Origin of the sequence: Lentzea xerophila (assembly GCF_051094245.1) — a bacterium.
In the GTDB taxonomy this organism is placed as follows: domain Bacteria; phylum Actinomycetota; class Actinomycetes; order Mycobacteriales; family Pseudonocardiaceae; genus Lentzea; species Lentzea xerophila.
Genome location: NZ_CP194934.1, coordinates 8,366,789 through 8,390,149, shown reverse-complemented (window position 1 = coordinate 8,390,149; position 23,361 = coordinate 8,366,789). Strand labels below are relative to the sequence as shown.

Below are 23,361 nucleotides of genomic sequence, written 5' to 3'. Positions count from 1 at the left end.
GGCCCGATCTGTCCCCGGGTGCTGTCCCCCCTTAGTCCACATGGTGGGTGACACCTTGACCTGCGCGTTCAACACCAGTCCACACAATCCACAGCCCTTACTGTTACTGCTGTTGGATCTCTTCAAGGAAGAACTTCAAAAGCAAAACAGCGTGGACAGCTCCCGGGGATCGGTGCCCGAACCCCGAAGTGACGAGAAGGGCCAGGACGCTCTAACGTGGTTGCTCCGCACCTCGGGATGCCGAGGGTCGAGGCTCCCTGACCCCCACTGGCACGTTGTCGTGGTTGGGCTTGTCGACTGTCGAGGAAAGGACGCCTCATGAAGATCCGCGTCGAACGCGACGGCCTGGCCGACGCTGTCGCCTGGGTCGCTCGCAGCCTTCCGTCCCGTCCGCCGGTTCCCGTGCTGGGCGGCGTGCTGCTCGACGCGGAGTCGGACGACTCGCTGACGGTCTCCGGGTTCGACTACGAGGTCTCCGCTCAGGTCGGCGTCCCCGCGACGATCGCCGACGGCGGCCGCGCACTGGTCTCCGGGCGTCTGCTCGCCGACATCACCAAGGCGCTGCCGAACCACCCCGTCGAGATCGCGGTCGACGGCGCCCGCATGATGATCAGCTGTGGCAGCGCCAGGTTCAGCCTCCCGACGATGCCGGTCGAGGACTACCCGGCTCTTCCGTCGATGCCGCAGTTGATCGGTGAGCTTCCCGGCGAGGTCTTCGGCGAGGCGGTCAGCCAGGTCGCCGTCGCGGCCGGCAAGGACGACACGCTCCCGATGCTGACCGGCGTCCGCGTCGAGATCGGTGAGGGCAAGCTGACGCTCGTCGCCACCGACCGGTTCCGGCTCGCGATGCGCGAGTTCGAGTGGGAGCCGGACGCGAAGCTCGGCGACGTGGCGGTCCTCGTCCCGGCCCGCACGCTCGGCGACGCGGCCAAGACGCTCGGCTCGTCCGGCGGCAAGGTCGAGATGTCGCTCGCGGCGAACGACGGTCTGCTCGGCCTCTCCGGTTCCGGCAAGCGGACCACCACCCGCCTGCTCGACGCCGACTTCCCGAAGTACCGCCAGCTGCTGCCGTCCGAGCACTCGGCCGCGGCGATCATCGACATCGACGCGCTGCAGCAGGCGATCAAGCGCGTGTCGCTCGTCGCCGAGCGCGGCACGCAGGTGCGCCTCGAGTTCGTCGACGGCGGCCTGCGGCTGTCCGCCGGTGGCGACGACGAGGGTTCGGCCGAGGAAGAGCTCCCCGTCGAGTACACCGGCGACGCGGTCACCATCGCGTTCAACCCCGGTTACCTCCTCGACGGTCTCGGCGCGGTCCGCACCCAGAAGGTCCACTTGTCCTTCACCACACCCAGCCGACCGGCGTTGCTCAAGCCGGTGGACGAGGATGGGAACGTGGCGCCGGGCTACCTGTACCTCCTGATGCCCGTTCGCCTGCCCGGCTAAAACTCTTAGCGGGTAACGAGAAACGTTTAGGGGAGAACACCGTGCAGCTCGGACTCGTCGGCCTCGGCAAGATGGGTTTCAACATGCGCGAGCGGGTGCGTCGCGCCGGCCACGAGGTGGTCGGCTACGACCGCAACCCGGAGGTCAGCGACTCGGAGTCGTTGGCGGACATGGTGTCCAAGCTCGAAGCACCGCGCGTGGTGTGGGTGATGGTGCCCGCCGGCGACATCACCCGTGACACGGTGAAGGAGCTGTCCGACCTGCTGGCGCCGGGCGACCTCGTCATCGACGGCGGCAACTCCAAGTTCACCGACGACCGCATCCACGCGGACCTGTTGGCGCAGAAGGAGATCGGCTACCTCGACTGCGGTGTCTCCGGCGGTGTGTGGGGCCTCGAGAACGGCTACGCGCTGATGGTCGGCGGCGACGCGAAGCACGTCGAGCAGGCGATGCCGATCTTCGACGCGCTGCGCCCGGAGGGTCCGCGCGAGGAAGGCTTCGCGCACGCGGGCAAGGTCGGCGCCGGCCACTACTCGAAGATGGTGCACAACGGCATCGAGTACGGCCTGATGCAGGCGTACGCCGAGGGCTTCGAGCTGCTCGACAAGACCGACGTCGTCGACAACGTGCCCGCGGTGATCTCGGCCTGGCAGCGCGGCACCGTCGTCCGGTCGTGGCTGCTCGACCTGCTGGTCCGTGCCCTGGAGTCCGACCCGGAGCTCGACGACCTGCGTGGTTACGTCGAGGACTCCGGCGAGGGCCGGTGGACCGTCGAGGAGGGCATCAGCAACGCGGTGCCGCTCCCCGTCATCTCCGCCGCGCTCTTCGCCCGGTTCCAGTCGCGCCAGGAGGACTCGCCGGCGATGCGTGCCGTCGCCGCGCTGCGCAACCAGTTCGGCGGTCACTCGGTGCATCTCGCCGGACCGTCGTCCGGCGGCGGCAGTACCCAGGGCTAGCGAGTGCACGTCAGACACCTCCAGGTCAGCGACTTCCGGTCCTGGAAGCTCGCCGACCTGGAGCTCGACCCCGGTGCGTCGGTGCTCGTGGGCCGCAACGGCCAGGGCAAGACGAACCTGGTCGAGGCGATCGGGTACGTGGCGACGCTGGGGTCGCACCGGGTCTCCAGCGACGCGCCGCTGATCCGGCACGGTGCACAGCGCGCCGTGGTGCGGACGGCCGTGGTCAACGACGACCGCGAACTGCTCGTGGAACTCGAGATCACGGCGGGCAAGTCGAACCGGGCGCGGATCAACCGCGGTCCGGTGCCGCGTCCGCGCGATGTGCTCGGGATCCTGCGCACCGTGTTGTTCGCACCGGAGGACCTCTCTCTCGTGAGGGGCGATCCGAGTGACCGGCGGAGGTTCCTCGACGAGATGCTGGTGTTGCGCGCGCCGCGGTTCGCGGGCGTCCGCAGCGACTACGACCGTGTCCTCAAGCAGCGCAGCGCGTTGTTGAAGACGGTGAAGCATTCCCGGTCGGCGGACCTGTCGACGCTCGACGTGTGGGACGGGCACCTCGCCAAGCACGGCGCGGAGCTGCTGGCCGCGCGGTTGAAGCTGGTCCGGGACATGGCGGACCACGTGACGTCGGCGTACGCGGAGGTCGCTCCGGAGTCACGTCCGGCGCTCATCTCGTACCGGTCGAGCGTCGGCGACCTGCCGGAGGACCGGGAGAGCATCGAGGACCTGCTGCTGGCCGAGCTCGACCGGGTGCGCCCGCAGGAGATCGAACGTGGCGTGTGCCTGGTCGGCCCGCACCGCGACGACCTCGACCTGACCCTCGGCGAACTCCCCGCGAAGGGTTACGCCAGTCACGGAGAGTCATGGTCGTTCGCGCTCGCACTGCGGCTCGGTGGCTACGAACTGATGCGTGTCGACGGCATCGAACCGGTGCTCGTCCTGGACGATGTGTTCGCGGAGCTCGACCGGGGACGCCGGCAGCAGCTGGCCAAGGTCGCGGCCGCCGCCGAACAGGTGTTGATCACCGCGGCGGTGGCGGAGGACGTCCCGGACGAGCTGACCGGTGCCCGGTTCGAGGTGGATGGCGGGGAGGTGCGGCGTGTCTGACTCGGAGGCTGACTCTCGGGGTGCGAACCCCCCACATGTAGCTCGATCGGGTGTGTCCGCCCACACATCTGGGGACAAGTCTGTGGATGGTGTGGATAACTCCGTCACAAATCCGGACTTGTCCACAGGTTCATTCACACCTGAGGGTGAGTCGTTGAAGGGTTCTGACCTCGCGCGAGCTGCCCTGGAGGCCGCGAAGGCGAGCGCGAAGGCCCGTGGACGGGTGCCGGGCAGCAAGTCGAAGGGCCGTCCGGTCAACCGCCGCCGACGCCGCTGGTCGGGTCCCGGCCCCGACGACCGCGACCCCCAGCCGCTCGGGCGGATCGCGTCCAGGCTCGCCGCCGACCGGGGCTGGGTCGAGCAGCTGCAGGGTGGCCAGGTCTTCGGCCGTTGGGCAAAATTGGTGGGAGAGGACGTCGCCGAGCACGCGAAACCGATCGCGCTCAGTGACGGGGAACTGACGGTCCAGGCGTCGTCGACGGCGTGGGCCACCCAGCTGCGCCTGCTACAGCGCGACCTGATCAAGCGGATCGCCGCCGGCGTCGGCAACGGCGTCGTGAAACGGCTCAAGATCAAGGGCCCGGACGCTCCGAACTGGCGACACGGCCCCAGACACGTCCCGGGCCGCGGTCCGCGTGACACCTACGGGTGAGGTCCTGTCAAGGGCTCAGCGGCCGTTCTGTGGCGCAATGAGCGTTCACCAGCGGATTTGAACCCCCTTTTCGGCCGTCCTGACCCGTCTCGCGCCGCTTGAGGCGCTCTGTGACCGAATCAAAGGTGTCCTTGGCCCCGTTCTGTCAGGGTGCCCCGGTAGAATCACGAGGAGCGTCACCCATCACCGTGCGGGTCCTGCCCGCATCAGCGAGGAGACTCCAGCCCGTGTCAGCTAAGAAGAATGAGTACGGCGCGTCCTCGATCACCGTCCTCGAAGGCCTCGAGGCGGTGCGCAAGAGGCCGGGCATGTACATCGGCTCGACCGGCGAGCGCGGTCTGCACCACCTGGTCCAGGAGGTCGTGGACAACTCGGTCGACGAGGCGATGGCCGGCTACGCGACGACGGTCGACGTCACCCTGCTGGCCAACGGCGGCGTCCGGGTGATCGACGACGGCCGCGGCATCCCGACCGGCATGCACCCGGTCGAAGGCGTGCCCACCGTCGAGGTCGTGATGACCAAGCTGCACGCGGGCGGCAAGTTCGACAGCGACTCCTACGCGGTGTCCGGCGGCCTGCACGGTGTCGGCATCTCGGTGGTGAACGCGCTGTCCACCGCCGTCGACCTGGAGATCAAGCACCAGGGCTACGTCTGGACCCAGCGCTACGAGAACTCGAAGCCCGCGCACGCGCTGCGCCAGGGCGAGCCGACCAGCGAGACGGGCACGACCGTCACCTTCTGGGCGGACCCGGAGATCTTCGAGACCACCGAGTACAACGTCGAGACGATCGCGCGCCGCCTGCAGGAGATGGCGTTCCTCAACAAGGGGATCACCATCGTCCTGCGCGACGAGCGGGTCTCGGCCGAGGACGAGGAAGCCGACGCCGAGGGCCACAAGGCCGCGGTGAAGGAGCGCGTCTACCACTACCCAGGTGGTCTGGAGGACTTCGTCCGCCACATCAACCACACGCGTGACGCGGTGCACCAGAAGGTCATCGGCTTCGAGGCGCAGGGCGACGACCTGCAGGTCGAGGTCGCGATGCAGTGGAACACGGGCTACACGGCGTCGGTCTACACGTTCGCGAACACGATCAACACCCACGAGGGCGGCACCCACGAGGAAGGCTTCCGCGCCGCGCTGACGCGAGTCGTCAACGAGTACGCGCGCGAGAAGAAGGTCCTCAAGGAGAAGGACGCGAACCTCACCGGCGACGACATCCGCGAGGGTCTCGCCGCGATCATCTCGGTGAAGCTCAAGGAGCCCCAGTTCGAGGGCCAGACGAAGACCAAGCTGGGCAACAGCGAGGCCAAGTCGTTCGTGCAGAAGTCGACGAACGAGCACCTGGCCGACTGGTTCGAGCGCCACCCCAACGAGGCGAAGACGATCGTCACCAAGGCGGTCTCGTCGGCCCAGGCCCGCATCGCCGCGCGCAAGGCCCGCGAGCTGGTGCGCCGCAAGGGCGCGCTCGACATCGGCGGCCTGCCCGGCAAGCTGAAGGACTGCCGCTCGACCGAGCCGGAGCGCTGCGAGCTCTACATCGTCGAGGGCGACTCCGCCGGCGGATCAGCCAAGGAAGGGCGGGACTCGATGTACCAGGCGATCCTGCCGATCCGCGGCAAGATCATCAACGTCGAGAAGGCCCGCATCGACCGCGTCCTGAAGAACACCGAGGTCCAGTCGCTGATCACGGCGCTCGGCACCGGCATCCACGACGAGTTCGACCTGTCGAAGCTGCGCTACCACAAGATCGTGCTGATGGCCGACGCCGACGTCGACGGCCAGCACATCCGCACGCTGCTGCTCACGCTGCTGTTCCGCTTCATGCAGCCGCTCATCGAGCACAACCACGTGTACCTCGCGCAGCCGCCGCTCTACAAGATCAAGTGGCAGCGCGCCGAGCCGGAGTACTGCTACTCCGACCGCGAGCGCGACGCCATGATCAAGGACGGTCTCGCGGCCGGCAAGCGGCTCGGCAAGGAAGACAACATCCAGCGGTACAAGGGTCTCGGCGAGATGAACGCCGAGGAGCTGTGGGAGACCACGATGGACCCGGCGAACCGGATCCTGCGGCAGGTCACCATGGACGACGCGGCCACCGCCGACGAGCTGTTCAGCGTGCTCATGGGCGAGGACGTCGAGGCACGCCGTTCGTTCATCACCCGCAACGCCAAGAGCATCAAGTTCCTGGACATCTGAGTCCGGTCTTGGCACCTAGGCACCCTGGCGTTTCTGGCGAGAAGGAAAGAGAACAGTGACCGAGACGACTCTGCCGCCGGAGCACGACCGCATCGAGCCGGTCGAGATCCAGCAGGAGATGCAGAACTCGTACATCAACTACGCGATGTCCGTCATCGTCGGACGCGCGCTGCCAGACGTGCGCGACGGGCTCAAGCCCGTGCACGTCCGCGTTCTGTACTCGATGTTCGACTCAGGCTTCCGTCCCGACCGCGGCTTCAACAAGTGCGCGCGCGTCGTCGGCGACGTGATGGGCAACTACCACCCGCACGGTGACTCGGCGATCTACGACGCCCTGGTGCGTCTCGCCCAGCCGTGGGCGCTGCGCTACCCGTTGATCGACGGCCAGGGCAACTTCGGCTCGCCGGGCAACGATCCGGCTGCCGCGATGCGTTATTGTTTGCCTTCGCAAACACGTATCAAGCTGGCTGACGGTGGCACCGTTCGGATCGGCGACATTGTGCCGGGCGCCCAGCCGAACAGCGACAACCCGATCGATCTCAAGGTGCTAGACCGCAACGGCGACCCGGTGCGGGCCGACATGCTGTTCCACTCGGGCGAGCACCCGACGTTGAAGCTGCGCACCAAGAACGGCTTCGAGCTCACCGGCACGCACAACCACCCGGTGCTCTGCCTGGTCAACGTGCTCGGCGTGCCGACCCTGCTGTGGAAGCTGCTGGAGGAGATCCAGCCCGGGGACCGCGTGGTCATGCAGCGGACACAGCAGGAACTCGGCACGACGACGGTCGTCAAGGAGTACGCCGCGGGCATCCTCGCCGGTGGATTCGTGAGCGAAGGCTTCGCGTCAGAGACTCGCGCGGGCTTTAACAACACCGACAAGTCGTACTTCGACTTCGTGCTGAACTCCTACGACCTCGTCGTGGGTGGCCGTCGCTATGTCGCCTCCCGTGTCATCCAGTCGGGTTCGTTGCTGCACGAGCTGGATGTCCAGGATCTGACGGCGCTGCGGCAGAGCCCGCTCGCCGAGGTCATCGGTCAGCGCAGTGCGGCCAAGCGCGTGCCGGAGTTCATCTGGCAGAGCGGCCACACGGTCAAGCGCGCGTTCCTCAGCTCGTTGTTCACCGGCGATGGTTCGGCGTCGGCGTTGCCGCGCAACACCGTGCAGATCTCGTACTCGACGCGCAGCGCTCAGCTCGCGCGTGAGGTCCAGCAGTTGCTGCTGGAGTTCGGTGTCGTCAGCACTCAGGTGAACTACGACAGCGGCGAGATCAAGGTCGTCATCACCAACCGCCGCGACGCGCGGCTGTTCTCGGCGCGAGTCGGTTTTCTCGGCGCCAAGCAGGACAAGCTGGCGGCGATCCTCGACGCCATCCCGGTCGAGAGCCGGGCGATGAGCAGCGACCACGTGCCGTTCGTCGGCGAGTACGTCCGGGCGAACGGTGCGAGCCGCCGGACCGAGCAGGACTGGTTGCGGCGCCACAACGTCGACCGGATCGAGCGGTGGGAGAACAGCCGCGACGAGATCGCCGAGCGGATCACGAACCGCGAGGTGCTCGACGTGGTCGAGCCGTTGGTGGACGGCCGGTTCTACTACGCCGAGGTCGCCTCCGTGACTGACGCGGGTGTGCAGCCGGTGTTCAGCATCCGGGTCGACACGGACGACCACGCGTTCATCACGGACGGGTTCGTCAGCCACAACACAGAATGCCGGCTCTCCCCGTTGGCCATGCACATGCTGGCCGACATCGAGGAAGAGACCGTCGACTTCCGCGACAACTACGACGGCCGCATCCAGGAGCCGGTCGTCCTCCCGTCGCGCATCCCGAACCTGCTGATCAACGGCAGCTCCGGCATCGCGGTCGGCATGGCGACCAACATCCCGCCGCACAACCTGCGCGAGGTCGCGGAGGCGGTGGTGTGGGCGCTGGACAACCACGAGGCCTCCGACGAGGAGACCCTCGAGGCCGTGATCGCCCGGATCAAGGGACCGGACTTCCCGACGTACGGCCAGATCCTCGGCACGTCCGGCATCGAGGACGCGTACCGCACCGGCCGCGGCTCGGTCCGCATGCGCGCCGTCGTCGAGGTGGACGAGGACGCCAAGGGCCGCACGATCCTGGTCGTCACCGAGCTGCCGTACCAGGTCAACCCGGACAACCTCGTCGAGAACATCGCCGCGCTCGTGCGCGACGGCAAGCTCACCGGCATCGCCAACATCGCCGACGAGTCGAACCGCCGCATCGGCATGCGCATCGTCGTCACGCTCAAGCGCGACGCCGTGGCGAAGGTCGTGCTGAACAACCTCTACAAGCACACCCAGCTGCAGTACTCGTTCGGTGTGAACATGCTGGCGCTGGTCGACGGCGTGCCGCGCACGCTGCGGATCGACCAGATGATCCGCCACTACATGAAGCACCAGATCGACGTCATCCAGCGCAGGACGAGGTACCGCCTGCGCAAGGCCGAAGAGCGCGCGCACATCTGGCGCGGTCTGGTGAAGGCGCTCGACCAGCTCGACGCCGTCATCGCGTTGATCCGCCGGTCCGAGACGCCGGACATCGCGCGCACCGGTCTGATGGAGCTCCTCGACGTCGACGAGATCCAGGCCAACGCGATCCTGGAGATGCAGCTCCGCCGCCTGGCCGCCCTGGAGCGCCAGAAGATCATCGACCAGCTGGCCGAGATCGAGGTCGAGATCGCCGACCTCAAGGACATCCTCGAGAAGCCGGAGCGGCAGCGCCAGATCGTGCGCGACGAGCTCACGGCGATCGTGGACAAGTTCGGCGACGACCGCCGGACGAAGATCATCCCGTTCGACGGCGACGTGTCCATGGAGGACCTGATCGCGGTCGAGGACGTGGTCGTCACGATCACCCGCACCGGCTACGCGAAGCGCACCAAGACCGACCTCTACCGGGCGCAGAAGCGCGGCGGCAAGGGCGTCCAGGGCGCACAGCTCAAGCAGGACGACATCGTCGCGCACTTCTTCGTGTGCTCGACGCACGACTGGATCCTGTTCTTCACGAACAAGGGCCGTGTGTATCGCACGAAGGCGTACGAGCTGCCTGAGGCGAACCGCAACGCCCGCGGCCAGCACGTCGCGAACCTCCTCGCGTTCCAGCCGGACGAGGAGATCGCGCAGGTCATCCAGATCAAGAACTACGACGTGTCGCCGTACCTGGTGCTCGCCACCCGGAAGGGTCTGGTGAAGAAGTCGAAGCTTTCCGACTTCGATTCCAACCGATCGGGTGGACTTATCGGCATCAACCTCCGCGAGGACGACGAGCTGGTCGGAGCGGTGCTCTGCGCTGCCGACGACGACCTGCTCATGGTGTCCGCCGACGGCCAGTCGATCCGCTTCCACGCGACGGACGACGTGCTGCGCCCCATGGGTCGTGCCACGTCAGGCGTGCAGGGCATGCGGTTCAACGCCGACGACGAACTGCTCTCGGTCGGTGTCGTCCAAGAGGGTCTGTTCGTTTTGGTTGCGACGGACGGGGGGTACTCGAAGCGAACGCCGATCGAGGACTACCCGGTCCAGGGTCGGGGTGGCAAGGGTGTGCTGACCATTCAGCACGACCGCCGACGTGGCAGGCTGGTCGGAGCGCTCATCGTCGACGTCGACGACGAGCTCTACGCCATCACCTCGAGCGGCGGGGTCATCAGGACCCGTGCCGAGCAGGTGCGCAAGGCTGGACGGCAGACGAAGGGGGTGCGGCTGATGAACCTCGGCGAGAGCACCACTTTGATCGCCGTCGCACGCAACGCGGATGAGCCCGTCGACGTCACTAACGGTGAGACGTCTGTCGCGGAGGATTCTGCCGCCGACCAGGCAGTCACCCCCACCGACTCGGCCGAGTAGCCGGAATCGTTAGCGAGAGGTCAAGGACAAGCTCGTGACTCCACCCGAGAACCGCGAAGGTCGGGACGCGGACAAGACCGCGGTGATAACCAAGCCGACTCCCCAGAATTCCGCGCAGAAGCCCGCGGAGCAGGCGGACTCGGCCGCGCCGGCGGCCTCCGGTTCCTCGGGTGGAACCGCGCAGGACAAGACCAAGCCCGTCGCGGCGGAGAAGGCGGCCGAGGCCGCTGCTCCGGCACCGGCCGAGGACAAGACCGTCTCGATCGACACGCCGGCTCCGGCTCCGACCGTGGTGGCTCCGGTTTCACCCGCCTCCGACGAGCCGGTCGTCGTCTCGACGCCGCCGCCCTGGCAGCGGGTGACGAACGACACGGAAGCCGCACAGCACGACGCGGTCGAGACGCACGTGGCTCCGGGTGCACCGCCCGTGCCGTCCTCCGAGCCGGCGCCGGCGTTCCCGTCGACCGACCCGGACACCGTCAAGGTGCAGAAGCCCATGATCCCGGGCTCGGCCGTGCCGGTGGGTCTCGGCAGCAGCCGTACGTCGGTGAATCTCGGCAACGGGGGAACCCGGCCCGCCGCGTCCACCCCGTCGGCCCGGCGCCCCGGCCGCGGCCCGCGCCGCGCCTCGCTCCAGGTGAAGCGCGTCGACCCGTGGTCGGTGCTCAAGCTCGCCCTGGTGCTGGGCGTCGCGTTGTTCTTCGTCTGGCTCGTGGCGGTCGGCGTGCTCTACGGCGTGCTGCACGGCATGGGCGTCTGGGACAAGATCAACAGCACCGCGAACGACCTCCTCCAGGCCAACGAGCCGGGCGAACCGCTGATCAGCGCGGGCCGCGTGTTCGGCGTCTCGGCGATCATCGGCGCGGTGAACATCGTGCTGTTCACCGCTCTCGCGACCGTCGGCGCATTCGTCTACAACGTGTCCGCGGATCTGGCCGGTGGCTTGGAGTTGACGCTCTCCGAGCGAGAGTGACCCCCGATTTGGGAGCGGCGAGGACGATCCTGTAAGGTTCTCCTCGTCGCCCCGAGGGGCGACAGTTGATCGAGGGCCTATAGCTCAGGCGGTTAGAGCGCTTCACTGATAATGAAGAGGTCGGAGGTTCAAGTCCTCCTAGGCCCACTCGATTCGGTGGCTTTATGTGTCGACGGAAAGCGTCGACCTCATCCCGAATCATCGTCTTATTCTCTGGGGGCCAAGCCCCCCAGACCCCCTGCCGGGGGTAAGCCCCCGGACCCCCATCATGATCGCTCGGAATCCTGTAGCGTAGTGGGGTCGTGCGCCAGCAGTCTTGGGAGGGATTCGAAGTGGCTAAGAAGATCATCGCACTCGTTGTGGTCGCCGGTGCGGTCCTGTTCTTCGTGAAGCGCAACCGTTCGGCCAAGGCCGACGCGGACCTGTGGCGCGAGGCCACCGCTCCCACCGACTGATCTCGCGGGCGGCTTGCCGCCCCGGATCTCCGGGGACGTAGCTCAATTGGCAGAGCACCGCCTTTGCAAGGCGGGGGTTAGGGGTTCGATTCCCCTCGTCTCCATATCGTTCCTCGGGCCGAGGAGTGTCTGCAGAAAGCGCAGACCTCCTCGGCCCGAAGTGTTTTCTGGGGGCCGAGCCCCCAGACCCAGCCGGGGGCAAGCCCCCGGACCCCCCGGCCGCCTCGTCTTCGGCTTCGGCAGGCTCGATCCTCGCCCGCATCCGCGTCCACTTTCGCTGAAGCCCTGTTCGCTGCGGTGCGAACAGGGCTTCAGGTATTGCTGGCCTGTGTTAGGCGCTGGCTAGGGACTTTTTTGTCGTCTTGGTGCGGAGGTGGTCGATGCTCCAGGCACCGGCGCCGGTGAAGACCAGGAGCAGGAAGGCCCAGGAGTAGATGGCCGCCAGCTCGCCGCCGTTCTCGATCGGCAGCAGGGCCTTCGGCTGGTGCACCACGAAGTAGGCGTAGGCCATGGCGCCGGAACTGATCAGCGCGGCCCAGCGTGTCCACAGGCCGATCAGGATGAGGCCGCCGCCCACCAGTTCGATGACGCTCATGGGGCCGCCCGGCCAGGACAGCAGCTCGGTTCCCTTCGAGACCTTCTGCACGCCGTGGAACACGAAGAACAGTCCGATGATGATGCGGAACAGCGCCAGGGCGTGCTCTCGTCGTTGCTCCAGGAACTCCATGGTCAACGTCCTTCCGGGGGCGCGGGATGGCAGGGTCAGGGCACAAAAGGTATGGACCAATTTAGAGTGTCCCGCTCAAGGCGCTTTTGGTATCTGGTTGACTGTTGCCCCTATGAAACGAGCACTGTTGCTGCCCCTGCTCGGCGTCCTCGCCGCGTGCGGCACCGAGGTCGCCCAGGACGTGCCGGTTCCCACGACCCAGATCCAGCAGGTCACCACCACGACCAGCGCGGCTGCGACGGTGCCGCCCGCGCCCCAGCCCGCGAAGGACGGCACCTGCCCGTACCTGGCGACCGCTTTCGTCGCCCAGGCGAACGGGCAACTGGTGCCCAAAGTGAAACTGTCAACGGACCAACCTCACCCGGCGTGCTTCTTCTACGCGAACGCAACTGAGGTCCAGTTGACCGTGCGGGTGTACGTGGGTGACGAAGGTGTTGCCAAGGCGATCGTGAACGAGGCGGCGCCGGACGGTTCACAGCCCGCAAGCTCGCCCACGGGGTGGAGCGGAGGGTATGTGAGCAACGACAGCGGCGTCGTCTACGCCGTGGCGAAGAGCGACGCCGCTGTGGTCGTCACGAGCAACCAGAAGCAGTCGATCAAGGCTCGCCGGATCGCCGAAGAGGCGATCAAGGGCCTGAAGCTCTGACTGGCTCCGGCTGGTGTCCGGTCGTGCCTACTTGACCGGTTCCTTCTGGGTGGGCACCTGCCCGTTGAGGACGGGCTCCGGCAGCGGAGCCTGCTCCTCGTCCTGCAGGTGGACCTCCTGCGGCCTGCGCGTCAGCGCGACGTAGCCGACCGCCGCGGCCGCGATCAGGAGTCCCAGCACCCACGGCCACCTGCGGCGCTTCGGTGCGTCGGCACCGAGCTGGGCCGCGGCCTTGCGGATCTCCTTGGCGCGCACCTTGGCGTCCTTGCGCGCGTGCTTGGCCGCCTTCTTCACTTCCTTGCGTACGACCTCGGCCTTGCCCATGAGGTCGGCGCGCGTCTTCGCGCTCTTCTTGGCGAGGCGCTTGCGAGAGCGACGCGTCTGCTTCTCCCAGTCCTCGGCCTTGCCCATGAGCGTGTCAGCCCGCTCGACGAGTGCGCCGCGAACCTGGTCTGCCGTGACGCCACGCTCGGCGAGCTTGACCTCAGCGGCGTGACCAGCGCGAACGACACCCTGACGCGCGGCCTTCAGACCGGTGCCGACAGCCTTGCCAACGTTCTCGCCGGCACGGGTCATGACGTCCACCTCGTCCATCCTCTGCTCCACACGTTGTCGTCCGGTGATGCCATAGAGGTACCCATCGTGCCCCTTTCTGAACATCGGTGCCCGTGGATGGCACGATGGGGTGGTGGCTGACAGCAATGAATCCTTCGTCGGGACCAAGGTGACGGCGACCCTGCACACCACGCAGGGCGACATCCGTATCAACCTGTTCCCCGACCACGCCCCCAAGACGGTGGCGAACTTCGTCGGGCTCGCCGAGGGCACGAAGAACTACACCGAGGCGAACGCGAGTGGCACGAACTCGGGTCCGTTCTACGACGGCACCCTGTTCCACCGCGTCATCGCGGGCTTCATGCTCCAGACCGGTGACCCGACGGGCACCGGCCGCGGCGGCCCCGGCTACCGGTTCGCGGACGAGTTCAACTCCGAACTGCAGTTCAACCGTCCTTACATCCTCGCGATGGCGAACGCCGGGCCGAACACCAACGGCTCCCAGTTCTTCATCACCGTGGCGCCGACGACGTGGCTGAACTTCAAGCACACGATCTTCGGTGAGGTCTCGGACCAGGAGTCGCGCGACGTCGTCGACGCGATCGGCAACACCACGACCGGTGCGGGCGACCGTCCGGTCAACGACATCAAGATCGAGCGGATCACGATCGAACGCGCGTGAGCGACGCACTCGTGCCACCGGACGGGCCGATCGGAGCGCAGCCGGAAACCCCGGTCTGCGCACGTCATTCCGATCGGCCCACCCGGCTGCGCTGCACCAGGTGCGAGCGTCCGGCGTGCCCGGACTGCCTGCGCGACGCCTCGGTCGGGATGCAGTGCGTCGACTGCGTGAACGAGGGCGCGCGTTCGGTTCGCCAGGCGCGCACGTCGGCGGGCGCTGTGGTCTCGACTGGCCGGCCGATCATCACGCAGGTGATGATCGCGCTCAACGTGCTCGCGTACGTGGTCACGGTCGTCCAGTCGGGCAGTCCGATGAACAACTCGCGTTCGGAGCTGTTCACGGCGACGTCGATGATCCCGGAACTCACCGCCAACGGTGAGTGGTGGCGGATCCTCACGTCGGGCTTCATGCACTTCGGCCTGATCCATCTCGCGCTCAACATGGCCGCGCTCTTCGTAGTGGGTCCCGTCATCGAGCAGGAGCTCGGCAAGCTGCGGTACAGCGCCGTGTACTTCCTGTCGCTGCTCGGCGGCAGTGCGGCGGCGTTCTACTTCGGCACCGTCTGCCAACAGCTCGCCGGTGCGTCCGGTGCGGTGTTCGGCCTGATGGGCGCGCTGCTGATCGTGTTCAAGCGCCAGAAGCGGGACATCTCGACGATCCTCGTGATCGTCGGCATCAACCTGGTGTCGAACCTCTTCACCAACGCCTCGCTGCTCGGGCACCTCGGTGGGTTCGTCATCGGCGGCCTGCTGACGCTCGCGATGGTCAAGGCACCCCGGAAGAACCGCAACGCGTACCAGATCGGCGCCGTCGTGGCAGCCGCGGTGTTGCTCGGGGTGATGTTCGTGCTGCGTGCCGCCGAACTCGACACGACCGCCGAACTCGTCCTCGAGTACGCGAGGACGTGCCGCTAGAAGCGATTCACGGGCGCAGTGCGTGGAGCACTCCGGCGACTTCTTCCGGGTCGGCGCCGAGGTCCAGTCTCGTGAGCACCACGAGACGGTCGTCGGCGTCGAGTTCCAATGTCTGCTGTTCCCTGCCGAGCCGCCGGGTGGTCTGCAGCTTGACCTTCACCTCGTGCCACGGCAGCAGCGTCGTGCTCGCGAACCCGCGCACGGCGAGCCCGTTCACGTCCGCGGTGAGCCTCGGCCTGGCGATCGTCGCGAACGCCGCGAGGTAGCTGACCAGCAGCGTTGCCAGTCCGATGAGGAGACGGCCCGCGTTGTCGTCGGCGATGAACGTCGCGACGGCGAGAGCGAGGGCGGCCACCCACGCGACGGCGACCAACGGGGCGGGGGTGGACCAGGTGCGAGTCACACTGTCGAGTGTGCCGCATGAATTGTGGACAACTGAACGGGTCCTTATGAGGGAAAACCGTCGCTTGTGCATTTTGGTGCAAAGTTGTCCACAGGACTTGTCCCCAATGGGGATGACTTACAGCCGTGTGCTTCGGTGACGCTCAGATGAACCAGGTGAACCTCGCACGAACAAAGGTCGGCCCGGACGTGTGACGTCCGGGCCGACCTCTACGAACGGTGACTTGCCGAGTGCCTAGCGCCAGCGCATCGTCATCAGCAGGCCGATGATCATCAGCGCGAAGCCGATGGCGAAGTTCCACGCGCCCAGCTCGAGCATGAACGGGATCTTCTCGGCCGCGAGGTAGTTGACGACCAGCCACGCGAGGCCCAGCAGCATGAAGCCGAGCATGACAACGACGTAGACCGGGTGAGACGGTCCCGCTGCCTTGACCTTGACCGGCGTGCGGCGGTCAGTGGGTGCGGTGTAGACCGCCTTCTTCCGGACCTTGGACTTGGGCATGCTGTCCTCGCCTGACGTGGATATCCGTGAGTGACGCAAGTTTACGTGCACTACTCAAGAGACACGTTAACGTAGCGGCGGTGGTCAGCGAACCACCTTGCAGATGCAGTTGTTTTCAGTTCACAGTCCGCGCGGAGGTTCTAGGTGAACTCGGGACCGCAGCAGCCGCCTCCACGGCGTCCTGCACCCCGTCGTGATGACCTGCAGAACGTGCGGGCCACGCCGTCACCCCGCCCGGTGCCCCCGCCTGACGCAACGCAGTTCACCAGCGCTTTCTCCGGAAGCCTGCCCCCGTCCGGCCCACCTCCGCGCCACCCCGGCCCGCAGTTCCAGGCCCCGCCGCCGGGCACTCCCGCACGCGGAATGCCCCGTCCCGGCCCGCCGCCCAGGGCAATGCCACCGCGGCCGCTGCCGCCACGTCCCCGCCCGGTCGATCCGCCCACCGAGGTGATCGAGCCCGTGGAGGACGACTACGACTACTACGACGAGAACGACGACTACTACGACGAGGAAGACGAGAAGCCGGCCCCACCGCCCGACAGCTTCGCGCGCAAGGCCGTCCGCGGCGTCGGCGAAGGCCTCATCACGATGGGCCTGGTCGTCCTGCTGTTCGTCGTCTACGAGGTCTACGTGACCGACCTGCTCTCCGCGGCGAAGCAGGAGGACGCCACCGCCGCCCTCGACTCCGAGTGGAACTCGAACGTCGTCACGCCACCCCCGGCCGACCCGAACCGCCAGTCGAAGCTGAACCTCATCGAGGGCAAGGCCTTCGCGAAGATGTACATCCCGGTCTTCGGCAACGACTGGAAGTTCTCCGTCGTCGAGGGCACCACCGACAAGCACCTCGAGATCGGCCCCGGCCACTACAAGGACACCGCCCAGCCCGGCGAGGCCGGCAACTTCTCCATCGCGGGCCACCGCGTCGGCAAGGGCGCGCCGTTCAACGACCTCGACCTGCTCGAGTCGTGCAACTCGATCGTCGTGCAGACCCAGACCCAGTGGTACGTCTACCGGGTGCTCCCCATGAGGAACGAGGTCGCCGGCTGGGCCTCGAACCCGAAGTCGAAGGAAGCCGCCTGCGCCGGCGTCGCCCCGCTGTCGACGACCCTCGGTGAGGCCTACGCCAAGACGGTGGGCCAGGAGATCGTCCTCCCGACCCAGGGCGAGGTCATCGCCCCCGTCCCACACCAGACGGCCGCCACCGTGCCCGCCGACAAGCAGGCCCGGCTGCTCACCCTGACGACCTGCCACCCGCGGTTCTCCGACAAGCAGCGCCTGATCGTGCACGCCATCGAGACCAAGAGCTACCCGGTGGCTGACGGCTTCGTGCCGCCAGAGATGACGGAGGCCTGATGTACAGCTGGATCTGGCGGCACCTGCCGGGCCCACTGTTCGTGCGGGTCATCGAGGCCGTCGTGCTGGTCGTCGGCATCGTGGCGCTGCTGATGTTCGTGGTGTTCCCGTGGGCGGAGCCGAAGCTGCCGTTCAACAACGTCACCACCGAGTGACCGGCTGACATCGCGCGACCGCGACCGAAATAAGTGAAGCCGCCACCGCGCCCACACGCGATGGCGGCTTCATCAGGGAACGGCGGTTCAGCCGTTCAAGTCCTCAGCCGGACAGATCAGCCGTTGCAGATCGACGTCATCTCCTCGCGCGCCACAACCTTCACGCGCTCCCGCCCATGCGCCGCACCCAGCGCGATCTCGTGGGCGTCGAGCCGGCTCCAGCCCTCGTTGGTCACGTACGGCACGCCGCGCTGCGAGAGGAACTCGACCACGGCGTCGGGTGACGCTGACGTGGCGAGGGGGAGGGAGGCGGCGTCTTCGAGGAGGCTGGTGATGGTTTCCAGGGCGTCGCCCTTGGTGTGGCCGATGAGGCCGATCGGGCCGCGCTTGATCCAGCCGGTCGTGTAGACGCCGGGCATGGGCACCTCGTCGAGGTCCAGCACGCGGCCGGCGAGGTGGGGGATCGTGCCCGAGACGTGGTCGAACGGGAGGTCGGCCAGGTGGGTCGAGAGGTAGCCGACCGCGCGGTACACGGCCTGGACGTCCCAGTCGGTGAAGACGCCGGTGCCGCGGACGTTGCCGTCGCCGGTCAGTTCCTGGGTTTCGGTGCGCAGGCCGGTCACGGACGTCGAGCCGAGGACCTCGACCGGGGCTTCCAGGAAGTGCAGGTGCAGGCGGCGGGGGCGGGAGCCCACGTCGCGGATCGCCCATTCCTGGAGGGTCTTCACGATCATCTCGACCTGCTTGTTGGTCCTGATCGCGTGCATCGAGGCCTCGTCGAACTCGATGCCCTCGGCGTGGACGATCACCTCGACGTTCGGCGAGTGGTCGAGCTCGCGGAGCTCCAGCGGCGTGAACTTCGCCTGGGCCGGGCCTCGGCGGCCGAACACGTGGACGTCGGTGACCGGGGACGCGGCTAGTCCCTCGTAGACGTTCGGCGGGATCTCGGTGACCAGTAGTTCGTCGGCGGTCTTGGCCAGCACTCGTGCCACGTCCAGCGCTACGTTGCCGACGCCCAGCACGGCGACCGAGGTGGCGGTCAGCGGCCAGGTGCGCGGCACGTCGGGGTGGCCGTCGTACCAGGACACGAAGTCCGCGGCGCCGTAGCTGCCGGGCAGGTCGATGCCGGGAATGGGAAGCGGCCGGTCGGACGACGCGCCGGTCGAGAAGATGACGGCGTCGTAGAACTGGCGCAGGTCGTCGAGCTTGATGTCTACGCCGTACTCGACGTTGCCGAAGAAGCGGACCGACGGCTTGTCCAGCACCTTCTGCAGGGCGGACACGATGCCCTTGATGCGGGGGTGATCGGGCGCGACGCCGTAGCGGACGAGGCCGTACGGCGCCGGCAGCTTCTCGAAGAGGTCGATCTGCGCGTCGACGTCGGACTTGGTCAGGATGTCGGCGGCGTAGACGCCTGCCGGGCCGGCGCCGACGACCGCGACGCGCAAGGGGCGACTCATGACACCTATTTTAGGTGAGCCTAACCTCACTGAAGACGAGAGCTAACTCACTCGACGCGACCAACTAAGCTCTCTTCATGCGCGTGCTCGTGGTCGACAACTACGACAGCTTCGTCTACAACCTCGTTCAGTACCTGGCTCAGCTCGGTGCCGAGTGCGTCGTGAGGCGCAACGACGAGGTGGACCTCGACGAGATCGACAAGGTCGACGGTGTACTCGTGAGCCCCGGTCCCGGTACGCCGGAGCGGGCGGGTGCGAGCATCGACGTCATCAAGAAGTGCGCCGACACCGGCAAGCCGGTGTTCGGTGTGTGCCTCGGTCATCAGGCGATCGGTGTGGTCTGGGGTGGCACGGTCGACCGCGCGCCCGAGTTGTTGCACGGCAAGACGAGCATCGTCTTCCACGAGGGCAAGGGCGTCCTCGGCGGTGTGCCGCAGCCGTTCATCGCGACCCGCTACCACTCGTTGACGGTGCTGCCGGAGACGATCCCCGCGGAGTTCGAGGTCACCGGCCGGACCGAGACCGGCATCGTGATGGCCATGCGCCACAAGGAACTCGCGGTCGAGGGCGTGCAGTTCCACCCCGAGTCGGTGCTGACCGACGGGGGCCACCGGATGCTCGCGAACTGGCTGAAGGTCTGCGGCTTCGAGGTCCCGGAAGCCACGGTCGCCCAGCTCGAGAACGGCATGCGCACGCTCGCCGCGGCCGCCCGCCAGTAGCCGCACCAGGGTCACCCTGCTCGTTCGGCGACGCGGCAGGCGACGTCGGCGCCGCGCTGCATGTAGCGGCGCCACAGTGGTGCGACGATCCGCCGCAGCAGGAACCGCCGGCCCCGCAGCGGCCGGAACTCGTACGTCCAGCGCACGAGGGTGCCCGTCGCGTCGGGTGCGAAGGTCCACTCGCCGCGCACACCGTCGACGAGGAAGCGCATCGGTCCGGTGAAGCCGGTGATCTCGTAGGCGAACGAGTGCGGGGCGGTGTACTCGGTGAGCCGCTCGAAGGCGGTCGATCCGTCACTGAGGTCGGGGTTGCGGCTCTGGCCGGCCGCGTTCCAGGCGCCGGTCTGGTTCTGGGCTCCCCGGACGCCGGGAAACGGTCCCCAGCCGGTGAACACCAGCGACAGATCGATGGGCACGATGATCCGGAAGGCGTCCTGCGGGGACAGGTGGGTGCGGGTCTGCACGGTGACGGGCACGGTGTGGTCACCGGCCGAGATCAGCGGCCTGGAAACGCCGGCCGGGGTCGCGAGCGTCGGTGCGTTCTCGGTGTTCATGGCCCTGAGCCTCGCCCCACCGCTGGCCGGCAGCCAGTGACTCGTGTGTCCCTGGGACCAGCGGTACCCACGCTCGCACTGACCGATTGGCGCGATGATGACGTCATGGACCCCCTGAGCTTCGCGGCTCGGCTGCGTGAATGGCGCGACCGGCTGGATCCGGCCGATGCCGGCTTCTCCCGTTCGCCCAAACGCCGTGCGCCCGGACTGCGCCGCGAAGAACTGGCCCAGCTGGCCGGTCTCTCCGTCGAGTACCTGCTGCGCCTCGAACAGGGGCGCGCGACCAACCCGTCCCCGCAGGTGGTCGCCGCCCTCAGCCGTGCCCTGCAGCTCAAACGCGCCGAACGGGACGTCTTCTACGAGTCCGCGGGACTGCTGCCACCGCAGGACGGCCTGGTCGAGACCTACGTGTCGCGCGGTGTCCAACGCCTCGCGACGAGACTCGGCGATGTCCCCATCGGGATCTTCGCCGCGGACTGGAGCCTGCTGTGGTGGAACGACATGTGGGTGGCTCTGCACGGCGACCCGGTGGCGCTGACGGTGAAGGAACGCAACCTGGCCCGCGCCCTGTTCGGCACCGGGGCGGCCCGCGCCTACCTGCGGCCGATGCACTCCTCCGCGGGACAGGACTCGTTCGAGGCCTCCATCGTCGCCGACCTGAAGAAGGCGGCCCTGCGCTACCCGGCCGACCTGACGCTGACCGCCCTGATCACCGAACTGCGGGAGACCTCGCCTGCCTTCTCCCGGCTGTGGACGACCGTCGACATGGCGGCACTGACCAGTGACGAGAAGACCATTCAGCACCCGGACGTGGGAGAGCTGATCCTCGACTGCGATGTGCTCACGGTCCCCGACTCCGATCTGCGCATGGTCACCTACACCACCGCGACGGACAGCCCTGACCAGGCAAAACTCGACCTGCTCCGCGTCGCCGCCCGCCAGTCGACGACGCGGCACCTCACCTGAGGACCTCAGCAGTTCGCCCCGCCACCTGACGGCGACGGGGCGAACCAGCGTGCTTCCACGTATCAGCCCGTCGGGATGATGCTCGTCCGTGCGATCACCAGGGTCACCGTGGAGCCCTTCGAGATCGGCGAGCCCTTCGTGGGCGTCTGCGAGATGACCTTGTCCTTCTGCGGCGATCCCGTGTTGACCTGCTCGTTCTGAACGTTGAGGTTTCCGTTCCAGCCCAGCGACTTCAGCCTGTTCTCGGCTTGCTCCTCGGTCATGCCGGTGAGGTCCGGCATCTCGATCTGGTTGCCCTTCGAGACCCGCAGGGTGACCAGCGAGCCCTTGTCGGCCCTGGCGTTGCCGGTCGGCGTCTGCGAGATGACGGTGCCCTCGGGCTTCGCGCTGTCGACCTGCTCGATGGTGACCTTGAAGCCGGCATCCTCCAGCGTCCGGCGGGCGTCGTTCACGTCCTCGTTCACCACGCCTGGCACGACCTCCTTCTCCGGCGCCTTGCCGAGCTGGATGGTGATCGTGCCGCCCTTCTTCAGCTTCAGGCCGACCTCGGGGTTCTGCTGCACGACCTTGCCAACCTTCGCCGGGTCGTCGACCTCGACGGTCTCGGTGCTCTGCTGCAGCTTGAAGCCGTTCGGGTCCTTCTCCAGCAGGGCCTGGGCCTCCTGCGGCGACTTACCCTTCAGGTCAGGGACGGTGCCCTCACCGGGGGGTGCGCCGACGGAGACGGTGACCTGCCCGCCCTTGAGCACCTGGGTGCCTTCCGGCGGGTCCGTGCTGATCACCTTGTTGATCTGGTCGGCGGTGCACTTCGCGGCGGCGCCGTTCGCACCGGGTTCGCAGGCGACGTCCTGCTGCACGGGGACCAGGCCGGCTTTCGTGATCTTCTCCTTGGCCTCCAACGGGCTGAGGCCGACGATCGACGGGACCGAGACCTTCTCCGCCGCCTGGTTGCCGGAGTTCATCACGTTGTTGGTGATCCACGCGGCAAGACCGAGCACCGCCAGGCACAGGATCACCACCAGCGTGACCATGATGGCCTTCTTGCGCTTCGCGCGACGCTCTTCTTCCTCGTCGGCGATCGGGTCGTAGTCGTCGTCCGGCTCCGACTTCAACGCGGCCGGACGGTGCCTGCCGCCGCTGGACACGACCTGCGTGCGAGGAGCGCGCGCCTGCTCGTTCATCACGGCGGTGCGGTCCTCGGCCGTCATCACGGCCGGCGCGGACGGACGCTGACCCGACAGCACGCGCACCAGGTCGCCGCGCATCTCCGCGGCCGACTGGTAGCGGTTCGCCGGACCCTTCGACATCGCCTTCAGCACGATGGCGTCGAGCTGCGGCGACACCTTCGGGTTCAGCTGCGACGGGGCCTTCGGGTCCTCCCGCACGTGCTGGTACGCGACCGCGACGGGGGAGTCGCCGGTGAACGGCGGTTCGCCGGTCAGCAGCTCGAACAGCACACAGCCGGCGGCGTAGACGTCGGAACGGGCGTCGACGGACTCGCCGCGCGCCTGCTCCGGCGACAGGTACTGGGCCGTGCCGATCACCGCGGCGGTCTGGGTGACCGCGGCCTGGCCGTCGTGCAGCGCGCGGGCGATGCCGAAGTCCATCACCTTCACGGCACCGGACTTCGTGATCATCACGTTCGCCGGCTTCACGTCGCGGTGGACGATGCCGTGCCGGTGGCTGAAGTCGAGCGCGGCCGAGACGTCGGCCATGACCTCCATCGCGCGCTTGCCCGACAACGGGCCCTGCGTCTTCACGATGTCGCGTAGCGTCCGGCCGTCGACGAACTCCATCACGATGTACGGCAACGGGCCGTACTCGGTCTGCGTCTCACCTGTGTCGTAGACGGCGACGATCGCCGGGTGGTTCAGAGCGGCGGAGTTCTGCGCCTCGCGCCGGAATCGTTCCTGGAACTGGGCGTCACGGGCGAGGTCGGCTCGCAGCACCTTGATCGCCACGTCTCTGCCGAGGCGGACGTCCCGCCCCTTGTGGACCTCGGACATGCCGCCGTAGCCGAGGGTCTCACCCAGTTCGTAGCGGTTTGAGAGCAGTCGTGGAGTGCTCATCGGTGCTT

Annotated in this window: 21 protein-coding genes, 2 tRNA genes and 1 pseudogene; 17 read left to right on the top strand and 7 right to left on the bottom strand. The window is 67.5% G+C overall.

What is annotated here, in order from left to right; translation table 11 throughout:
• Nucleotides 1-318: 318 nt before the first annotated feature.
• The 10 genes and pseudogenes from dnaN to ACRSBM_RS40265 all read left to right on the top strand — a co-directional run bounded on the left by dnaN (nt 319) and on the right by ACRSBM_RS40265 (nt 11,753).
• A complete protein-coding gene (gene dnaN / locus ACRSBM_RS40310; RefSeq protein WP_434451967.1) occupies nt 319-1,443 on the top strand; it encodes a DNA polymerase III subunit beta in 1,125 nt (374 codons plus the stop codon).
• 41 nt (nt 1,444-1,484) lie between these two features.
• Nucleotides 1,485-2,399, top strand: a complete 915-nt coding sequence (gene gnd / locus ACRSBM_RS40305) for a phosphogluconate dehydrogenase (NAD(+)-dependent, decarboxylating) (protein WP_434451966.1) — start codon at nt 1,485-1,487, stop codon at nt 2,397-2,399.
• A gap of 3 nt (nt 2,400-2,402) precedes the next feature.
• On the top strand, nt 2,403-3,509 hold the full coding sequence (recF, locus tag ACRSBM_RS40300; protein WP_434451965.1) for a DNA replication/repair protein RecF: 1,107 nt from the start codon (nt 2,403-2,405) through the stop codon (nt 3,507-3,509).
• A gap of 154 nt (nt 3,510-3,663) precedes the next feature.
• Complete coding sequence (locus tag ACRSBM_RS40295; RefSeq protein ID WP_434451964.1) at nt 3,664-4,161, top strand: DciA family protein; 498 nt, start codon at nt 3,664-3,666, stop codon at nt 4,159-4,161.
• 227 nt (nt 4,162-4,388) lie between these two features.
• Nucleotides 4,389-6,359, top strand: a complete 1,971-nt coding sequence (gene gyrB / locus ACRSBM_RS40290; protein ID WP_434451963.1) for a DNA topoisomerase (ATP-hydrolyzing) subunit B — start codon at nt 4,389-4,391, stop codon at nt 6,357-6,359.
• 55 nt (nt 6,360-6,414) lie between these two features.
• Nucleotides 6,415-10,221 carry an intein-containing DNA gyrase subunit A gene (gene gyrA / locus ACRSBM_RS40285; protein WP_434451962.1) on the top strand — a complete coding sequence of 1,269 codons (3,807 nt, stop codon included), beginning with the start codon at nt 6,415-6,417 and terminating at the stop codon, nt 10,219-10,221.
• Between the two features lie 34 nt (nt 10,222-10,255).
• Nucleotides 10,256-11,194, top strand: a complete 939-nt coding sequence (locus ACRSBM_RS40280) for a DUF3566 domain-containing protein (protein WP_434451961.1) — start codon at nt 10,256-10,258, stop codon at nt 11,192-11,194.
• A gap of 73 nt (nt 11,195-11,267) precedes the next feature.
• Nucleotides 11,268-11,341 (top strand) — tRNA-Ile (locus ACRSBM_RS40275).
• Between the two features lie 185 nt (nt 11,342-11,526).
• Nucleotides 11,527-11,646: pseudogene (locus tag ACRSBM_RS40270) on the top strand (DLW-39 family protein); the annotation flags it as partial.
• Nucleotides 11,647-11,680: 34 nt separating this feature from the next.
• Nucleotides 11,681-11,753, top strand: a tRNA-Ala gene (locus tag ACRSBM_RS40265).
• Nucleotides 11,754-11,980: 227 nt separating this feature from the next.
• Here ACRSBM_RS40265 and ACRSBM_RS40260 read toward each other — a convergent pair.
• A complete protein-coding gene (locus ACRSBM_RS40260) occupies nt 11,981-12,376 on the bottom strand; it encodes a DoxX family protein (RefSeq protein WP_434451960.1) in 396 nt (131 codons plus the stop codon).
• Nucleotides 12,377-12,488: 112 nt separating this feature from the next.
• Between ACRSBM_RS40260 and ACRSBM_RS40255 the strand changes: the two genes are divergently transcribed.
• On the top strand, nt 12,489-13,022 hold the full coding sequence (locus ACRSBM_RS40255) for a DUF2020 domain-containing protein (RefSeq protein WP_434451959.1): 534 nt from the start codon (nt 12,489-12,491) through the stop codon (nt 13,020-13,022).
• A 27-nt stretch (nt 13,023-13,049) separates the two neighbouring features.
• Here ACRSBM_RS40255 and ACRSBM_RS40250 read toward each other — a convergent pair whose 3' ends face one another.
• Nucleotides 13,050-13,616 (bottom strand): hypothetical protein, encoded by a 567-nt coding sequence (locus ACRSBM_RS40250; protein WP_434451958.1) that lies wholly within the window; start codon nt 13,614-13,616, stop codon nt 13,050-13,052.
• A 94-nt stretch (nt 13,617-13,710) separates the two neighbouring features.
• Between ACRSBM_RS40250 and ACRSBM_RS40245 the strand changes: the two genes are divergently transcribed.
• Together ACRSBM_RS40245 and ACRSBM_RS40240 are read left to right on the top strand one after the other, a co-directional pair.
• The gene (locus tag ACRSBM_RS40245; protein ID WP_434451957.1) at nt 13,711-14,259 is read left to right on the top strand and encodes a peptidylprolyl isomerase; all 549 of its coding nucleotides are present in this window, start codon (nt 13,711-13,713) and stop codon (nt 14,257-14,259) included.
• Nucleotides 14,256-15,173: a rhomboid family intramembrane serine protease gene (locus ACRSBM_RS40240; protein WP_434451956.1), complete on the top strand. Its 918-nt coding sequence runs from the start codon at nt 14,256-14,258 to the stop codon at nt 15,171-15,173. The genes ACRSBM_RS40245 and ACRSBM_RS40240 overlap by 4 nt, the downstream gene beginning before the upstream one ends.
• 7 nt (nt 15,174-15,180) lie before the next feature.
• Here ACRSBM_RS40240 and ACRSBM_RS40235 read toward each other — a convergent pair whose 3' ends face one another.
• Complete coding sequence (locus tag ACRSBM_RS40235) at nt 15,181-15,576, bottom strand: PH domain-containing protein (RefSeq protein WP_434451955.1); 396 nt, start codon at nt 15,574-15,576, stop codon at nt 15,181-15,183.
• 234 nt (nt 15,577-15,810) lie between these two features.
• A complete protein-coding gene (gene crgA / locus ACRSBM_RS40230) occupies nt 15,811-16,077 on the bottom strand; it encodes a cell division protein CrgA (protein ID WP_093595063.1) in 267 nt (88 codons plus the stop codon).
• Nucleotides 16,078-16,524: 447 nt separating this feature from the next.
• On the opposite strand from crgA, the gene ACRSBM_RS40225 reads away from it, so the two are divergent.
• Nucleotides 16,525-17,430, top strand: coding sequence for a class E sortase (locus ACRSBM_RS40225; RefSeq protein ID WP_434451954.1), 906 nt, complete (start codon nt 16,525-16,527; stop codon nt 17,428-17,430).
• Nucleotides 17,430-17,585, top strand: a complete 156-nt coding sequence (locus tag ACRSBM_RS40220) for a hypothetical protein (RefSeq protein WP_434451953.1) — start codon at nt 17,430-17,432, stop codon at nt 17,583-17,585. Before ACRSBM_RS40225 ends, ACRSBM_RS40220 begins: the two co-directional genes overlap by 1 nt.
• A gap of 116 nt (nt 17,586-17,701) precedes the next feature.
• Here ACRSBM_RS40220 and ACRSBM_RS40215 read toward each other — a convergent pair whose 3' ends face one another.
• Nucleotides 17,702-19,045 (bottom strand): FAD-dependent oxidoreductase, encoded by a 1,344-nt coding sequence (locus ACRSBM_RS40215; protein WP_434451952.1) that lies wholly within the window; start codon nt 19,043-19,045, stop codon nt 17,702-17,704.
• Nucleotides 19,046-19,122: 77 nt separating this feature from the next.
• Between ACRSBM_RS40215 and ACRSBM_RS40210 the strand changes: the two genes are divergently transcribed.
• Entirely contained in the window at nt 19,123-19,764 is a 642-nt protein-coding gene (locus ACRSBM_RS40210) for an aminodeoxychorismate/anthranilate synthase component II (protein WP_434451951.1), read from the top strand.
• 11 nt (nt 19,765-19,775) lie between these two features.
• On the opposite strand, the gene ACRSBM_RS40205 is transcribed toward ACRSBM_RS40210, so the two are convergent.
• Complete coding sequence (locus ACRSBM_RS40205; protein ID WP_434451950.1) at nt 19,776-20,318, bottom strand: SRPBCC family protein; 543 nt, start codon at nt 20,316-20,318, stop codon at nt 19,776-19,778.
• Nucleotides 20,319-20,423: 105 nt separating this feature from the next.
• Here ACRSBM_RS40205 and ACRSBM_RS40200 point away from each other — a divergent pair, with 105 nt between their 5' ends.
• The gene (locus ACRSBM_RS40200; protein WP_434451949.1) at nt 20,424-21,284 is read left to right on the top strand and encodes a helix-turn-helix transcriptional regulator; all 861 of its coding nucleotides are present in this window, start codon (nt 20,424-20,426) and stop codon (nt 21,282-21,284) included.
• 62 nt (nt 21,285-21,346) lie between these two features.
• On the opposite strand, the gene pknB is transcribed toward ACRSBM_RS40200, so the two are convergent.
• Nucleotides 21,347-23,353 carry a Stk1 family PASTA domain-containing Ser/Thr kinase gene (gene pknB / locus ACRSBM_RS40195; RefSeq protein ID WP_434451948.1) on the bottom strand — a complete coding sequence of 669 codons (2,007 nt, stop codon included), beginning with the start codon at nt 23,351-23,353 and terminating at the stop codon, nt 21,347-21,349.
• Nucleotides 23,354-23,361 lie beyond the last annotated feature (8 nt).

What these genes read in the sequence shown, in the direction of transcription:
- crgA (WP_093595063.1), bottom strand. Translation starts at nt 16,077, where the DNA reads ATGCCCAAGTCCAAGGTCCGGAAGAAGGCGGTCTACACCGCACCCACT.
- ACRSBM_RS40200 (WP_434451949.1), top strand. Translation starts at nt 20,424, where the DNA reads ATGGACCCCCTGAGCTTCGCGGCTCGGCTGCGTGAATGGCGCGACCGG.
- pknB (WP_434451948.1), bottom strand. Translation starts at nt 23,353, where the DNA reads ATGAGCACTCCACGACTGCTCTCAAACCGCTACGAACTGGGTGAGACC.
- ACRSBM_RS40220 (WP_434451953.1), top strand. Translation starts at nt 17,430, where the DNA reads ATGTACAGCTGGATCTGGCGGCACCTGCCGGGCCCACTGTTCGTGCGG.
- dnaN (WP_434451967.1), top strand. Translation starts at nt 319, where the DNA reads ATGAAGATCCGCGTCGAACGCGACGGCCTGGCCGACGCTGTCGCCTGG.
- ACRSBM_RS40210 (WP_434451951.1), top strand. Translation starts at nt 19,123, where the DNA reads ATGCGCGTGCTCGTGGTCGACAACTACGACAGCTTCGTCTACAACCTC.
- ACRSBM_RS40250 (WP_434451958.1), bottom strand. Translation starts at nt 13,616, where the DNA reads ATGGACGAGGTGGACGTCATGACCCGTGCCGGCGAGAACGTTGGCAAG.
- ACRSBM_RS40260 (WP_434451960.1), bottom strand. Translation starts at nt 12,376, where the DNA reads ATGGAGTTCCTGGAGCAACGACGAGAGCACGCCCTGGCGCTGTTCCGC.
- ACRSBM_RS40255 (WP_434451959.1), top strand. Translation starts at nt 12,489, where the DNA reads ATGAAACGAGCACTGTTGCTGCCCCTGCTCGGCGTCCTCGCCGCGTGC.
- ACRSBM_RS40205 (WP_434451950.1), bottom strand. Translation starts at nt 20,318, where the DNA reads ATGAACACCGAGAACGCACCGACGCTCGCGACCCCGGCCGGCGTTTCC.
- ACRSBM_RS40215 (WP_434451952.1), bottom strand. Translation starts at nt 19,045, where the DNA reads ATGAGTCGCCCCTTGCGCGTCGCGGTCGTCGGCGCCGGCCCGGCAGGC.